The organism is Xanthomonas sp. BRIP62411, assembly GCF_003993525.1.
Lineage (GTDB): Bacteria > Pseudomonadota > Gammaproteobacteria > Xanthomonadales > Xanthomonadaceae > Xanthomonas > Xanthomonas euroxanthea.
Map to the genome: position 1 here is coordinate 209,610 of NZ_QEZI01000016.1, position 15,232 is coordinate 224,841.

14 protein-coding genes are annotated in these 15,232 nt (G+C 67.0%); 12 read left to right on the plus strand and 2 right to left on the minus strand.

Annotated features, from left to right (window positions below):
- The first annotated feature begins 2 nt into the window (after positions 1-2).
- The 12 genes from EO139_RS13835 (at position 3) to EO139_RS13890 (ending at position 11,976) form a co-directional block, all read left to right on the plus strand.
- Positions 3-1,487 (plus strand): lipopolysaccharide biosynthesis protein, encoded by a 1,485-nt coding sequence (locus tag EO139_RS13835; protein WP_104582221.1) that lies wholly within the window; start codon positions 3-5, stop codon positions 1,485-1,487.
- Between the two features lie 64 nt (positions 1,488-1,551).
- On the plus strand, positions 1,552-2,751 hold the full coding sequence (locus EO139_RS13840; RefSeq protein ID WP_104582016.1) for a glycosyltransferase: 1,200 nt from the start codon (positions 1,552-1,554) through the stop codon (positions 2,749-2,751).
- Positions 2,752-2,787: 36 nt separating this feature from the next.
- Entirely contained in the window at positions 2,788-3,582 is a 795-nt protein-coding gene (locus tag EO139_RS13845) for a polysaccharide pyruvyl transferase family protein (RefSeq protein ID WP_104582017.1), read from the plus strand.
- A 4-nt stretch (positions 3,583-3,586) separates the two neighbouring features.
- Positions 3,587-4,378, plus strand: a complete 792-nt coding sequence (locus EO139_RS13850; protein WP_119131349.1) for a WecB/TagA/CpsF family glycosyltransferase — start codon at positions 3,587-3,589, stop codon at positions 4,376-4,378.
- A 35-nt stretch (positions 4,379-4,413) separates the two neighbouring features.
- Positions 4,414-4,875, plus strand: coding sequence for a cupin domain-containing protein (locus EO139_RS13855; RefSeq protein WP_104582019.1), 462 nt, complete (start codon positions 4,414-4,416; stop codon positions 4,873-4,875).
- A gap of 91 nt (positions 4,876-4,966) precedes the next feature.
- Positions 4,967-5,986 (plus strand): TraB/GumN family protein, encoded by a 1,020-nt coding sequence (locus EO139_RS13860; protein WP_164739850.1) that lies wholly within the window; start codon positions 4,967-4,969, stop codon positions 5,984-5,986.
- Positions 5,987-6,121: 135 nt separating this feature from the next.
- Positions 6,122-7,153, plus strand: coding sequence for a 3-oxoacyl-[acyl-carrier-protein] synthase III C-terminal domain-containing protein (locus EO139_RS13865; protein ID WP_164739126.1), 1,032 nt, complete (start codon positions 6,122-6,124; stop codon positions 7,151-7,153).
- A 35-nt stretch (positions 7,154-7,188) separates the two neighbouring features.
- Positions 7,189-8,037: an MBL fold metallo-hydrolase gene (locus EO139_RS13870; RefSeq protein WP_104582020.1), complete on the plus strand. Its 849-nt coding sequence runs from the start codon at positions 7,189-7,191 to the stop codon at positions 8,035-8,037.
- Entirely contained in the window at positions 8,034-8,993 is a 960-nt protein-coding gene (locus tag EO139_RS13875; RefSeq protein ID WP_104582021.1) for an NAD(P)-dependent oxidoreductase, read from the plus strand. The genes EO139_RS13870 and EO139_RS13875 overlap by 4 nt, the downstream gene beginning before the upstream one ends.
- On the plus strand, positions 8,984-10,141 hold the full coding sequence (locus EO139_RS13880; protein WP_126971076.1) for a glycosyltransferase: 1,158 nt from the start codon (positions 8,984-8,986) through the stop codon (positions 10,139-10,141). The genes EO139_RS13875 and EO139_RS13880 overlap by 10 nt, the downstream gene beginning before the upstream one ends.
- Complete coding sequence (locus EO139_RS13885) at positions 10,119-10,730, plus strand: hypothetical protein (RefSeq protein ID WP_104582022.1); 612 nt, start codon at positions 10,119-10,121, stop codon at positions 10,728-10,730. Before EO139_RS13880 ends, EO139_RS13885 begins: the two co-directional genes overlap by 23 nt.
- Complete coding sequence (locus EO139_RS13890; protein ID WP_126971078.1) at positions 10,720-11,976, plus strand: glycosyltransferase; 1,257 nt, start codon at positions 10,720-10,722, stop codon at positions 11,974-11,976. The genes EO139_RS13885 and EO139_RS13890 overlap by 11 nt, the downstream gene beginning before the upstream one ends.
- A gap of 135 nt (positions 11,977-12,111) precedes the next feature.
- On the opposite strand, the gene dxs is transcribed toward EO139_RS13890, so the two are convergent.
- Together dxs and EO139_RS13900 are read right to left on the minus strand one after the other, a co-directional pair.
- Complete coding sequence (gene dxs, locus EO139_RS13895; protein WP_126971080.1) at positions 12,112-14,028, minus strand: 1-deoxy-D-xylulose-5-phosphate synthase; 1,917 nt, start codon at positions 14,026-14,028, stop codon at positions 12,112-12,114.
- Positions 14,029-14,423: 395 nt separating this feature from the next.
- The gene (locus EO139_RS13900; RefSeq protein ID WP_053045183.1) at positions 14,424-15,080 is read right to left on the minus strand and encodes an HNH endonuclease; all 657 of its coding nucleotides are present in this window, start codon (positions 15,078-15,080) and stop codon (positions 14,424-14,426) included.
- Between the last annotated feature and the right edge of the window lie 152 nt (positions 15,081-15,232).

The window sequence follows — 15,232 nt, forward strand, 5'->3', positions numbered from 1 at the left end:
CGATGAATCCCCCCACGCCGCCGCCACAGCGCAGCCTCGGTTCGCGCGCTGCCGGTGGCGCAGCGGTGACCATGATCGGCCAGTCGGCCAAGATGGTCGTGCAGTTCGGCGGCATCATCCTGCTGGCGCGTCTGCTGACGCCTTACGACTACGGCCTGATGGCGATGGTCACCGCCATTGTCGGTGCGGCCGAGATCCTGCGCGATTTCGGCCTGTCTGCCGCTGCCGTGCAGGCCAAGCATGTCAGCCGCGAGCAACGCGACAACCTGTTCTGGATCAACAGCGGCATTGGCTTGTCGCTGTCGGTGGTGGTGTACGCCTCCGCCCATGTGATTGCCAACTTCTACAAAGAACCGGCGCTGGTGACGATTTCCCAGGCGCTGGCAGTGACCTTCCTGATCAATGGCATGACCACGCAGTACCGCGCGCATTTGAGCCGCGGATTGCGGTTTGGCCAGGTTGCGCTCAGCGATGTGGGGTCGCAGGTGCTGGGCCTGGGTGCGGCCGTCGCTGCTGCCTTGCTGGGGTGGGGATACTGGGCGCTGGTGGTGCAGCAGGTGGTGCAGGCGGTGGTCAATCTGGTCATCGCCGCCAGCTGCGCGCGCTGGTTGCCGGGCGGCTATCAGCGCTCGGCGCCGATGCGTGACTTCATGAGCTTCGGCTGGAACCTGATGGCCGCGCAGCTGCTGGGCTATGCCAGCCGCAACGTCGGCCAGGTCATCATCGGTTGGCGTACCGGCCCGGACGCACTGGGCCTGTACAACCGCGCGTTCCAGTTGCTGATGATGCCGCTGAACCAGATCAACGCGCCTGCCACCAGCGTGGCGTTGCCGGTGCTGTCGCAGCTGCAGGACGACCGCGAACGCTTCAGCGCCTTCCTGCTGCGCGGGCAGACGGTGATGGTGCATCTGATCGTGGCGCTGTTCGCCTTCGCCTGTGCGCTGGCCATGCCGCTGATCGTGCTGGTGCTCGGCGAGCAGTGGCGCGAGGCCGTGCCCCTGTTTCAGGTGCTGACGCTGGGCGGTATCTTCCAGACGGCGTCCTATGCAACCTACTGGGTGTTCCTTGCCAGGGGCCTGATGCGCGCGCAGTTGCTGTTCTCGCTGGCGAGCCGCATCGTGCTGATCGGCTGCATCTTCGTCGGCTCGCGCTGGGGCGCGATGGGCGTGGCAATCGGCTATTCGTTCGGTCTGCTGGTGACCTGGCCGTTGTCGCTGGTCTGGGTCGGCAAGATCTCCGACGCGCCGGTGGGCGCGCTGTTCACCAATGCGGTGCGCGCGATGACTGCGTATGGCGTGGCGGGGGGATGCGCGTATTACGCCTCCATCACCGTCGGTGGCCCGCTATGGCAGCAACTGGCCGTCGGTGCGGCCACGATGGCGGCGGTCTGCCTGCTGGCGTTGGCGATCTGGCCGGCATTCCGTCGCGACGTGGTTGCCATCCTCAATATCCGCAAGTTGCTGAAGCAGGCCAAGGCACGCCAATGAGATCGACGTTGCCTTCGCCTGCGTTCGTGCATGCTTTCCCCCACTCATTTATAGGACACGGCCCATGAGCGATACACCCGCCGCCGCTTCCGGCATTCGCCGGCCTTGCTATCTGGTCTTGTCCGCCCACGATTACCGCACGCCACGGCGCGCCAATATCCATTTCATCACCGATCAGCTCGCGCTACGCGGCACCACGCGGTTTTTCTCGCTGCGCTATAGCCGGCTGTCGCGTATGAAGGGCGATATGCGGCTGCCGCTGGACGACACCGCAAACACCGTGGTCTCGCACAAGGGCGTGGAATGCTATCTGTGGCGCACGACGGTGCATCCGTTCAACACGCGCCGCGCCTGGCTGCGCGCTGTCGAAGATGCGATGTTCCGGTGGTATGCCGCGCACCCGCCGCGCCAGTTGCTGGACTGGATGCGCGAGGCGGATGTGATCGTGTTCGAAAGCGGTATCGCGGTGGCCTTCATCGAGCTGGCCAAGCGCGTCAATCCGGCAGCCAAGCTGGTCTATCGCGCCTCCGATGGCCTGAGCACGATCAACGTCGCGTCCTATATCGAACGCGAGTTCGACCGGGTTGCACCGACGCTGGATGTGATCGCACTGGTGTCGCCGGCAATGGCGGAGGAAGTGGCAAGCCGCGACAACGTGTACCACGTCGGTCACGGGGTGGACCACAACCTGGATCAGCTGGGCGACCCGTCGCCGTATGGCGAGGGCATCCATGCAGTCGCGGTGGGCTCGATGTTGTTCGATCCGGAGTTCTTCGTGGTGGCCAGCAAGGCGTTCCCGCAGGTCACCTTCCATGTGATCGGCTCGGGCATGGGCCGGCACCCCGGTTACGGCGACAACGTGGTGGTCTATGGCGAGATGAAGCACGCCGAGACCATCGGCTACATCAAGCACGCCCGTTTCGGGATCGCACCTTACGCGTCCGAGCAGGTGCCGGTGTATCTGGCCGATAGTTCGATGAAGCTGTTGCAATACGATTTCTTCGGCCTGCCTGCGGTGTGTCCGAATGCCGTCGTAGGGCCGTATCAATCGCGTTTCGGCTACACTCCCGGCAATGCTGAGTCGGTCATTGCGGCCATCAGTCTCGCGCTGGAAGCACCGCGCGTGCGTTACCGCCAATGCCTGAATTGGTCCGACACCACCGACCGCGTACTCAATCCCGGTGCGTACCCGGAAACCCGTTTGTACCCGCAGCCAGATGGCGCAGCTGTGCGTGCTTCTTCCGAGGCCGCGCTCTCGCACTGATGCGGCGCACCCAACTTTAGAAGGAGACTGCTCGTTATGGCCAATGCTTTGCTGCAGAAATGGATCGAACATGCGGAACGCCGTGCCTTGTTCTGGTGGCAGCCGAAGAACGCCGGCGTCAACATGGGCGATCATCTGTCCAAGGTGATTGTGTCCTGTGTGCTCTCCCTGCAGGACAAGACGCTTATCGAGAAGCGCGATCTCAGCAAGAAACTGATCGCCATCGGTTCGGTGCTGCATTTTGCCAAGGACGGCGACACCGTCTGGGGCAGCGGCATCAACGGCAAGATTCCCGCCGAGCGCAATACCTTCAGCACGCTGGATGTGCGTGCAGTGCGTGGGCCGAAGACGCGGCAGTTCCTGCTCGATCGCGGGATCGCGGTACCGGAGGTGTATGGCGATCCCGGTCTGCTGACGCCGATGTTCTTCCCCGCCGATGCGCTGGGAACGGCGAACAAGCGCCCCTTCGCCATCGTTCCGCATTTCAACGAGCCGGTCGAGAAGTACAGCGCGTACGCCGATCATCTGGTGTTTCCCAACGTCAAGCCGGCGACGTTCATGAGTGCGCTGCTGGGTGCCGAGCTGGTGATCAGCAGTTCGCTGCACGGGTTGATTCTTGCCGAGGCCTACGGGATTCCCGCGGTGTACCTGGACTGGGGCAACGGCGAGGATCGTTTCAAGTACGACGACTACTACAACGGCACCGGACGCATGCAGTGGCACTCCGGCAACAGCGTGGAAGAATGCCTGCAGCTCGGTGGCAACGGCGACTTCGACCTGGAAAAACTGCAGGCCGGGCTGCTGGCCGCGTTTCCTTACGACCTTTGGTGATTCGATGATGCAGGGCCGGCACGTGGATACGGAGACGACAGCAACCGCCAGCGCCGCCACGCAAGGCGTGGTGATTCCGCTTGGCGGGTTTCCGGTGCTCTCCACCACGCAGGAAGCGTTTGCACTGGAGTTGTTTCACGCATTGGCCGCCCGGCAACCACGCCGGGTGTTTTTTGCCAACACCAATTTCATCGTGCAGTGCCAGGCACTGCGGCTGCGCATGCGCGAGCCCAGCGTGCGCATCGTCAATGACGGCATCGGCATGGATCTGGCGGCCCGCCTGATCCATGGCCGCCGCTTTGCCGGCAACCTCAATGGCACCGACCTGATTCCGTATCTGTGCCGGGAAGCGGCGCAGCCGCTCAAGTTCTTCCTGCTCGGCGGTCGCCCGGGCGTGGGCAAGACCGCTGCCGCCACCTTGACCGGCACCCTGGGCCAGCAGGTGGTGGGCATGTGCGACGGCTACGGCGAATTTGCCGCCGCCGGCGAGGGCCTGGCCGAGCGCATCAATCGTTCGGGCGCCGATGTGCTGTTGGTGGCCTTCGGCAACCCGCTGCAGGAGCGCTGGATCCTGGATCATGGCCAGGCCTTGAACGTGCCGCTGGTCTTCGGGGTCGGTGCGTTGCTGGATTTCCTGTCCGGCACCGCCAAACGTGCGCCGGATTGGGTGCGGCGCCTGCATATGGAGTGGATGTACCGGCTGCTCAACGAGCCGCGTCGTCTGCTCAAGCGCTACAGCTGGGACCTGCTGGTGTTCTTCCGCACCTGCCTGCGTGCGGGCAAGCATCTGCCGTGATGCACGCGCGGCGTTGGCTGGCTTAGCATGTACGCATGCATCCGACCGCCGCCACCCTGATCCGTTCGCTCGAACTCGCCCCGCATCCGGAGGGCGGGCATTTCCGTCGGGTGTATGCGTCCGCGCGCCAGGTGACCGATGGCGGCCAGCCGCGCCCGGCGCTGACTGCCATCCGCTTCCTGCTTGCTGCCGGTGAATCCAGCGCCTGGCATCGCGTGGATGCGGAAGAAAGCTGGCATTGGCAGCAGGGCGATGCGCTGGAGCTGTTGATCTACGACGAGGCCAGTGGACAGCTGCAACGCCTGATCCTGGATGCCGCCGGGCGCGGCGAGCCGATGCACGTGGTGCCGGCGGGGTGCTGGCAGGCGGCGCGGTCGCTGGGTGATTTCACCCTGGTGGGCTGCACGGTCTCGCCGGGGTTCGTCTGGGAGGGCTTCGCACTGCTCGACGGCGCCTCGCCGCTGGCTGCGCACCTGGCCAGCCTGGAGCCACGCTGAGCCAGCGACGACGGCGGTGTCGAACGTTTCCCTAACGCGGCCAGGGCCGGCTTGGCGTAGTGTCCGCGTCTCACACAGGGGGCGAGACGTGATGCGAGGCCAGCGGGCGGTATGCGGCGTGGGAGCGATGCTGGTGTCGTTGCTGGCGGCGGCCAGCGCTGGCGCGACGCCGCAGTTGGCCGCGCCTTCACCGCCGGCCGTGGTCGAGCTGGAGGCGATGGTGGTGCGCGGCGTGCAGCCAGGCCCGGGCTTGTGGAAGGTCAGCAAGGGCGATCATGTGCTGTGGATCCTGGGCACCGTGTCGCCGCTGCCGAAGCGGCTGCAGTGGCAGTCCACCGAGGTGGAAACGATCATCGCCCAGTCGCAGCAGGTGCTGATGGCACCGACCGTCCAGATCGATGCGGACATGGGATTCTTCGGCAAACTGACCCTGCTGCCCTCGGCGATGAAGGCGATGAAGAACGAAGACGGCCGCGAGCTGCGCGAGCTGCTGCCGGCCGAGCTGTATGCACGCTGGTCGGTTGCCAAGGCGCGTTATCTCGGCAGCGATCGCGGGGTGGAGCGCAAGCGCCCGATGCTTGCCGCCGGGGAGTTGTATCAGGCAGCGATCAAGCGTTCCGGCCTGGCGCGCTCGCCGGTGATCTGGTCGGTGGTGGAGCGTGCCGCCAAGCGCGCCGGGATCAAGCCGACCCCCACCGCGCTGGATTATAAGATCGCCGACCCACGCCAGGCCATCAAGGAGTTCCGCGCCGGCGGCATGGACGACACCGCGTGCTTTCGCAGCATCCTGGTCACTGTCGAGCGCGACCTGCCCACGATGGTCGAGCGCGCCAACGCCTGGTCGGTGGGCGATATCGAGGCACTGCGCCAGTTGCCACGCGAAGATCCGCAAGCGGCCTGCATGAGTGCCATGGCCAGTTCCGGCGCCGCCAGGAAGCGCGGGATCGACGATCTGGAACGGCGCATGCGCGAGCACTGGCTGGGCATCGCCACCACCGCGCTGCAACGCAATCGCAGCACCTTCGCGGTGCTGCCGATCAGCCGGCTGACCGCGGCCGATGGCTATCTGGCGCGCTTGCAGGCGCTGGGGTACGCGGTGGAAGCGCCCTGAAACGGGGGCACGCATGCGTGGCGATCGTCGGCTGGAACGAGGTGGTGAGCGGCTGAGCGCTCGCCGTCCTCGCCGGCAGGCGCTGCGCACTGCGCGATCCGGCGACCGATCGGCTCGGCCCACGCCCGCCACGGTATGCTGCGCGCCTTGTCCAACGAGACCTCTGTGTTGAACGCATTGCCGCTGCGCATCCTGGGCACCGGGCGCCATGTCCCCGCGACGGAGGTGACCTCGCAACAGCTGGATCAACGCTGGCAGCTGCCGGCGGGCACCACCTTCGCACGCTCGGGGGTGGCCACGCGCCATTACGTGGGCGAGGGCGAGACGGCCTCGTCGATGGGTGCGGCGGCGGCGGCCCAGGCGCTGGCAAGCGCGGGCATCGACGCCGATCAGATCGATTGCCTGATCTCGGCCTGCAGCGTCATGGAGCAGCCGATTCCCTGCCAGGCGGTGTTGATCCAGCGCGCGCTCGGGCTGGGCGATTCGGGCATTCCTGCCTTCGACGTCAACGCGACCTGCCTGAGCTTTCTGGTGGCGCTGGACATGGCCGCCAATGCGTTGGCGCTCGGGCGCTACCGGCGCGTGTTGATCGTCTCCAGCGAGGTGGCATCGGGTGGGCTGGATGCGTCGACGCCGGCCACGGCCGGCTTGTTCGGCGATGGGGCGGCTGCGGTGGTCGTGACGCGCAGCGCCGCCGATGATGGCTCGGCACTGCTGTCCAGCCGCCTGGCCAGCTACGGCGATGGCGCGGAGCTGTGCCGCATCCGCGGCGGCGGCACGCGCTATCCGCGTGGTGAAGAGCAGGCGCCCGATGCCTTGCGTAGCTTCAGCATGGATGGGCGTGGCGCCTACCGGTTCGCTGCACGCCAGCTGCCTGCATTCTGGGAACAACTGCTGCGCGAGGCCGGCACCACCACGGCAGCGTTGCGCTGCCTGGTGCCGCACCAGGCCTCCGGCGGCGGCCTGGAGCATGTGGTACAGGCGCTGGGGCTGCGCCCCGATCAGGTGGTTCGCATCCTGCAGGACACCGGCAACCAGGTCGCCGCATCGCTGCCGCATGCCTTGCATCACGCCCGGGTCGAGCAACGCCTGCAGCGCGGCGATCTGTTCGCGCTGCTCGGCACCGGTGCCGGGCTGGCGATCGGCGGCATGGTGTTGCGGTACTAGGGCGTGTGCGCATGCTCCGACCAGGTCGCGCCCTGATGCCGCCGCGCGTGTCGCTCGAGTTGCTGCGTATCGGCCATTGCCGCCACTGCGAGCGCATGGTGCGTGCGGACGGCCACTGGCATGCGGTGGAATTCCCCGCGTTGAGCGTGCTGATCCGGCATCCGCAGCGCGGCGCGCTGTTGTACGACACCGGGTATGCCGCGCATTTCTTCCGCGCAACCGATCCCTGGCCCGAGCGTCTGTATCGCTGGACCACGCCGGTGCGCCTGCCCGCGCACGAAACGCTGGGCGCTCAACTGGCACGCCGCGGCGTGCAGCTGGAGGAGATCGCCTGGTGCCTGATCTCGCACTTCCATGCCGACCATGTCGGCGGCCTGCGCGATCTGCCGAACGCCCGTTTCATCTGCCTGCGTGCCGACTATCAGCAGCTGCGTGCCTGCTCACGCGTCGGCGGCCTGCGGCGTGCCTTGTTGCCGCAGCTGCTCCCCGAAGATTTCGATCGGCGCCTGCAGTTTGCCGAGCAGGCACCGGTGCGCGCGCTGACCGGCGCCTGGCAGGGCCTGGGCGCGGCCTACGACCTGTTCGACGACGGCAGCGTGCTCGCGGTGCCCTTGCCCGGGCACGTGCCCGGGCAGATGGGCCTGTGGTTGCGCGACCAGCACGACCGCGAGGTGTTGCTGTGCGCCGATGCGGTGTGGTCGTCGGCAACCTGGGCGACGCTGCAGTGGCCTGCCTGGCCCACGCGTTTGTTGATGCACGATTGGCACGCGTTCCGGCGCACCGTGCAGCAATTGCATGCGCTGTCGCTTGCCCATCCCGAGTTGGCCATCCTGCCTTCGCATTGCCAACCCAGTCTTGACCGTTATCAACCGGAGTGGCGATGAGCCTGCGTATTCTCGTGACCGGCGCATCCGGCTTCGTCGGTGGTTCCTTCCTGCGACGTTTTCAGGGGCAGCCGGGTGTGGAGATCCACGGCATCGGTCGTCGTGCCAGTGATCTGCCCAACTACCATCGCATCGACCTGAGCCAGCCGTTCGCGCTGCAGTGGCAGCCGGATGTGGTGATCCACGCCGCGGCCTTGGCCTCGCCGTGGGGCACGCGTGCGCAGTTCCAGCGGCACAACGTCCAGGCCACCGCCAACGTCATCGACTTCTGCAAGCGTCACGGCTGCCCGCGTCTGCTGTATGTGTCGTCCAGTTCGGTGTTCTATCGCGAGGCGCATCAATACGACCTGAGCGAGGACAGCCCGATCGGGCCGGCGTTCGTCAACACCTACGCGCAGACCAAGTACCTTGGCGAAATGCTGCTGGAGCACTATCCGGGCGACACCTGCGTGCTGCGCCCGCGTGCGGTGTTCGGGCCAGGGGACACGGTGCTGTTCCCGCGCGTGATCGCCGCTGCGCGCAAGGGGGCGCTGCCACGCTTCGTCGGCCAGACGCAGCCGGTGATCGGCGACCTGATCTACATCGATACGCTGTGCGATTACCTCTATCGCGCGGCGACGGCGCCGCAGTTGCAGCCGGCCTACAACCTCACCAACGCGCAGCCGGTGGATCTGCAGCAGCTGTTGCTGGACCTGCTCACGCGCCTGCAGCTGCCGCTGCCGCGACGCGAGGTGCGCATCGCCACTGCGCTGCGCATGGCCAGCGTGGTGGAGGCGGCATATCGCGTGCTGCGCCTGCGCGGCGAACCGCCGATCACCCGCTTTGGCGTGGGCGCGTTCGCCTATTCCAAGACCTTCGATCCACGACGCACGCTCGCCGACCTCGGTCCTCCCAGCGTCAGTCTGGAACAGGGCATCGAGGCATTCGTGCGTTGGCAGGCGGCGCAGTGGGCGTAGTCGTTCCGTTAGTGGCAGCCACCTATCTGGCGGTGCTGATGGTCAAGACGGCTGCGGTGCTGTGGGTGATGCGTGGGGCACGCGCGCTGCCATCGGGGGGCGCCGCCATCGCACCCCAGGCCGAGGTGGCGATCCTGCAGCCGGTGCTGGGCGGCGACGCACACTTGCAGCAGGTGCTAGCCGCCAACCTGCAAGCGCTGCCGGATGCGCAGTTTTTCTGGTTGCTGGATGCAGACGATGGCCCGGGAAATGCCGTTGCGGAGACCTTGGTGGCGCTGCATCCGCATGTACGCATCGCGCGCATGCAGGTGCCGGCCGCGCCAGCCGGGATCAATCCCAAGGCCTGGAAGCTCGACCACGCGCTGGCGCATGTGCAGGCGCCGATCAGCCTGATCCTCGACGACGATGCACAACTGGGCGCCGGCGCGCTCGCACGTTTGCTGCAGGATCTGGCCGACGCCGATGTGGTCACCGCACTGCCGTACTACCAGGACGGCAGCACGCTGGCAGGCCGGCTGTTGTCGCAGTTCGTCAACAACAATGCGACGCTGACCTATCTGGGCTGGCTGCCGTTCGCCGCGCCGCTGACCATCAACGGCATGTGCTATGCCGCGCGGACCGAGCAACTGCGCGCCTGGGGCGGGTTTGCCGCGTTGCTCGAGCAGCTCACCGACGATCTGGCCGTCGCCACGTTGGTACGTGAGCGCGGCGGGCGGCTGCACCAATCCGTCGCGCCGGTGGCGATGCGCACTGCGATCCCGGATCTGGCCAGCTACGCACGCCAGATGCATCGCTGGATGTTGTTCGCGTCGATCCTGCTGCGTCGGCAGACAGTGGGCGTGGGCCTGGCCATCGGCCTGCTGCAGGGGCTGCCGCCGGTGTTGCTGCTGGCCTTGCTGGTGTGTGCCTGCGTGCAGGCGACCTGGCCGGCAGTGGCCGGCGTGCTGTGCACCGTGCTGCTGCGTGCGCTGCTGCTGTGCCTGGTGCAATGGCGGGTGACCGGTGCGGTGCGCCACCGTCCGTTGCTGTCGGTCGTCGCGGAGTGGCTGCAGCCGCTGCATCTGCTGCATGCTGTGCTGGTGCGCACGATCCGCTGGCGTACCCGGCGTTACCGCGTGTTGCCGGATGGACGTTTCCGTGCGGACTGACGGCGCCAGCGTGCAGGTCGCCTTCCTCACCGGGCAAAGCGATCCGGAGCGCTGTGCGTTGAGCGGGGAACAACAGCAGTTTCTGCACCAGCTGCAAGGCGCGGGCCGGCGGCTGATCGACTGCAATTATCCGTATCACTCCGCTGGCCCACCGCACCGGCGCACACCGCTGTGGCGCGCCAGCGTGTGCAACGCGCGCCAGTATCTGGCCGCACGCGGCGCACGCGTCGCGGATGCGGATCGCATGCGCGTGGTGGCGTTGCTGGAGCAGGCACCGAGAACGGTGCTGTTGGCCGGCAGTTGTGGCCTGCAGCTGCTGACCGCGTTGCAGCTGCCGCAGGCGCTGCGCGCCCGTCTTGCCGTGTTTGCCTATGGCCCGGTGTGCACTGCGCCTGCGACGTTCGGACAGTTGCGCATCGTCCAGGGCCGTGGCGACTGGATCTCGCGCCTGCTGTTCGGCGCTGCGCCAGATCTGAGGCCGGCATGCGGGCATCTGCACTATCTGCGCGATGCAGCGGTGCTGGCCGAGTGCCAGGCCTTTATCGCGCAGATCGAGCAGGCAGTGCAGGGGAGGGACCATGCGCATTGATCTGATCGCACCCCCGTATAGCGGCCATCTGCATCCGATCCTGGCGATCGCCCTGCAGCTGGCGCCGCATCACGAGGTCCACGTCATCAGCACGCCGGCGGCACTGGCGCGCATCCATGCCTGCGGGCTGAGCGGCGTCAGCGTGCTGGACGCGCAAGCCGACCGGCAACTGCGCGAGATCGCCAATCCGCCGTATGCGGTGGGCCACAATCCCCTGCGGTTGCGCCGCCAGTTGCACCAGGCGCTTGGCCTGATGGCGCGGCTGGGCGATGCGGTACGGCAGCGCTGGCGCGACCGCAGGCCGGACCTGGTGATCGCCGATTTCACCTTGCCCAGCGCGGGATTGGCGGCGCAGGCGATGGGCATCGCCTGGTGGACCAGCATGCCGTCCCCATGCGTGATCGAAACCGTCGACGGGCCGCCGGCGTATTTCGGTGGTCTGCTCCCCGCATCCACGGCACGGCAGCGGATCTGGCATGCCGTGGCGCGGCGGCTGACGCGTGGATTCAAACGGAGCCTGCACCTGTGTTACCGCGGTCAGATGCGTGCAGCCGGATTGCCGGCCATCTATCGCAACGACCGCAGCGAGGCGGTGTATTCGCCGCACTGCATCCTGGCCCTGGGGCTGCCGTCGTTCGAGCTGGCCCGGCGCTGGCCTGCGGCAGTGCGCTTCGTCGGGCCGCAGCTGTGCACGCCGCCATCGGCGGTTGCGCCGCCGCAGTTCGTCCCCGGTCGTCGGCATGTGCTGGTGACGCTGGGCACGCACCTGCAGTGGGTCAAGCAGCGGATGGATCAGGTGCTGCGTGCGGTGGCCGTGCAGTTCCCGCAGGTGATCTTCCACTTCAGCGATGGCGATACCGCCGCGCCGCCAGCGCAGGTGCACGGCAACTACCAGCGCCTGCCGTACGTGGACTACGCACGGCAGCTGCATCGCTACTACTTGGTCGTCCACCATGGCGGTGCCGGCATCCTGTATGCCTGCCTGGCCGCAGGGCTGCCGTCGATCGTCTATCCGCTGGATTACGACCAGTTCGACCACGCCGCGCGCCTGCACAGCGCAGCTGCGTCGCGGTGGTTGCGCGAGCTGGATGACCTGCCTGCGTTATTGCGCCAGGCGCTTGCTGCCACCGGGGTGCCAGCGGGCGTGGGTAGATTGCAGGCAGAACTGCGCGACATCGAGGCGCAGGCGCGCATCGTGCGGCTGGTGGATGCGTTTGCACGCACCGGTGCAGTGCCGCAGATCTGAGGCCTCATCGGGCGGATCGCTTACGCCCGGCGGCAATCCATCAGCGTCAACACGTGGCGCACGGCATTGCCGGGACCGGCAGGCGATTTTCCAACCGCCTGCCGCAACTACCGCTGCGTGCAACCAGCGCAGGCCTCAGCCTGCAGCCGCATTCCGCGAGGGCGCCTTGCCCGCCATCAACTGCGGCCAGCGCTTGAGCACGGCGGCGCGGATACCGGCCTGGTCGATGCCGGCTTCGGCCAGCAGGTATTCGCGGCTGGCGTGGTGCTGGAAGCTGTCCGGCAGGCCCAGGTGCAGCATCGGCAGGGTGACCGCCTCAGCGTTGAGCAGTTCTGCCACGCCCGAGCCGGCGCCGCCGGCAACGACATTGTCTTCGATGGTGACGAAGCCTTCGTGGCTGTTGGCCAGCTCCAGCAGCATGGCCTTGTCGAGCGGTTTGACGAAGCGCATGTTGACCACGGTCAGGCCAAGCTCGCGGCCGACCGCTTCGGCCGCATCCACGCTTGCGCCAAAGCCCAGCAGGGCGATGCGTGTGCCACTGTGACGCAGCTGCGCCTTGCCGATCGGCAGGGTGGTCAGCGAGGCGTCCAGGGCCACGCCCGGGCCGGTGCCGCGCGGGTAGCGCACGGCCGCCGGGCCTTCGTAATGCACGCCGGTGGTCAGCATCTGACGGCATTCGGCCTCGTCGGCCGGCGCCATCACCACCATGTGCGGGACGCAGCGCAGGAAGCTCAGATCCAGGTTGCCGGCGTGGGTGGCGCCATCCGGGCCGACCACACCGCCGCGGTCGATCGCAAACAGCACGTCGAGCTTCTGTACTGCCACGTCGTGCACCAGCTGGTCGTAGCCGCGCTGCAGGAAGGTGGAGTAGATCGCCACCACCGGTTTGGCGCCTTGCGTGGCCATGCCGGCGGCCAGCGTCACCGCATGCTGCTCGGCGATCGCCACGTCGAAATAGCGCTGCGGATATTCCTTGCTGAAACGCACCAGGCCCGAGCCTTCGCGCATCGCCGGGGTGATCACCAGCAGCCTGGGTTCGGCCGCGGCCATGTCGCAGACCCAGTCGCTGAAGACATCGGTATAGGTCGGCTTCTTGGCGCCGGTCTTGGCGACCAGGCCCTTGCTCGGGTCGAACGGGCCGACGGCGTGGTAGCCGATCTGGTCGCCTTCGGCCAGTTCGTAGCCCTTGCCCTTGGTGGTGATGACGTGCAGCAGCTGCGGGCCCTTGAGGGTCTTGAGCGTCTTCAGCGCGCCGACCAGGCCGGGCAGGTCATGGCCGTCGATCGGGCCGGTGTAGTGAAAGCCCATTTCCTCGAACAGCGTGGACGGCACGAACATGCCTTTCCAGTGTTCTTCCCAGCGCCGCACGAAGCGCGCGGTGGGGTTGTTCTTCTTGTCGCCGAGGATCTTCTTGCCGCCCTCGCGGATGGCGTTGAGGGTGCGGCTGCCGCTGGCACGCCCCAGCACCTTGGTCAGCCCGCCGACCGCTTCGGAGATCGACATGCGGTTGTCGTTGAGGATCACCAGCAGGTTCGGCTCCGGGTCCATGCCGCCGGCGTGGTTGAGTGCCTCGTAGACCATGCCGGCGGTCATCGCGCCGTCGCCGATCACCGCCACCACCTTGCGCTCGTCGCCACTGCGCTGCGCGGCGATCGCCATGCCCAGCGCAGCCGAGATCGAGGTCGAGGAATGCCCGACGCCGAAGGTGTCGTAGATGCTCTCTTCGCGCTTGGGGAACGGCGCCACGCCGTCCTTTTGCTTGACCGTGTGGATCTGGTCGCGGCGGCCGGTGAGGATCTTGTGCGGATAGGTCTGGTGGCCCACGTCCCACACCAGCTGATCGACCGGGGTCTGATACAGGTAGTGCAGGGCGACGGTGAGTTCGATCACGCCCAGGCCGGCCGCAAAATGCCCGCCGCTCTTGCCCACCGATTCGATGAGGTAGGCGCGCAGCTCCTCGGCGATCGCGGTGAGATCGGCCTCGTCGAAAGTGCGCAGATCGTCGGGGGTCTGGATGCGGGACAGGCGCGGATAGCGGGTGGAGTCGATCATCATCGTGTCAATGTTCTGAAGCCGTATTGTCCTCCCCATGCGAAGGCCCGGCAAGCAAACCGGTTCAGCTGTCAGCGGGAAGTGACGGCTGGGCACGGTGGGCAGTGCAGGCGCGTGCGTCGCGTCCTTGGCGCAGGTGCGGCAATCCGCCGCACCCGGGTCGAAGGGACTGGGGCACTGGCCAGCGAGGCTGCGTGGCCGTGCGATGGGCAGGCTGGCCGGGTCGCCGTGAATGCTCGAGGAAGCGTCGGGGCTGCGCATTGCGTGGAGGCGCTGTGTGCTGCATCGAGTCGACGCGCCCGCCGGTGCACGCGCCGCCACACATCGGTCGGACGATCCCGCCGCCTGTCCCGGCGATCCAGCCGGAGCGTCGTGTCGAGCCAGCGGGTAGCGGCCTACAGCGACAGTTTCGAGCGCTTGGGCAACTGCGCGCGCAGGAACGCCATCTGGTCGGACAGGATGTTGCGGTTGGACAGGATCAGGTGCTCGATCCAGCTGGGGCGATAAGGCACGGCCAGCAACGGCATATGCGCCTGCTGTGGCGTCCGGTTGGCCTTGCGCGAGTTGCACTGGAAGCAGGCGGTGACCACGTTCTCCCAGCTGTCGCGGCCACCCTTGGAGACCGGCATGACGTGATCGCGGGTCAGCTGCGGGCGACTGAAGTGCTGGCCGCAATACATGCACAACTGCGAGTCGCGCGCGAACAGGGCGGTGTTGCTGAGGGTCGGCGTCGGGTCCAGCGCGCGCGAACGGGCATGCCCGCGTGCGGCGATGATGGGATGCAGTGCCAGCGTGCTGCGCTCGCCGGTGAGCCGCGACATGCCACCGTGGATCTCCATGCAGGGCTCGCCCAGGGTCCAGGACACCGCACCGCGTGCGTACAGGCAGGCGGCGTCCTGCCAGTTGATCCAGTCCAGTACGCGACCATGCGCATCGAGCGAAAGCAGGCGCAAGGTGGGAAGTTGCTGGATTGCAGCGACAGCGCTGCCCGCGACCGGGGCTGAGGAGCCTCCGGGGACGATCACATCACCTGCGTGCGTGTCTGTCTCCATCGGGAAAACAGCTTATACCCGATCGTTGACAGTTTGTGTATCGCAGCGACGGGCCGTGGCGCGCGTCTTGCAATCAAGGGATCAGCACGTGCCCGCCCGGCCGCGATGCCGCCGTACTGCGTGCCCAGTCCTTGGGCGTTGAAGGCCTGGTT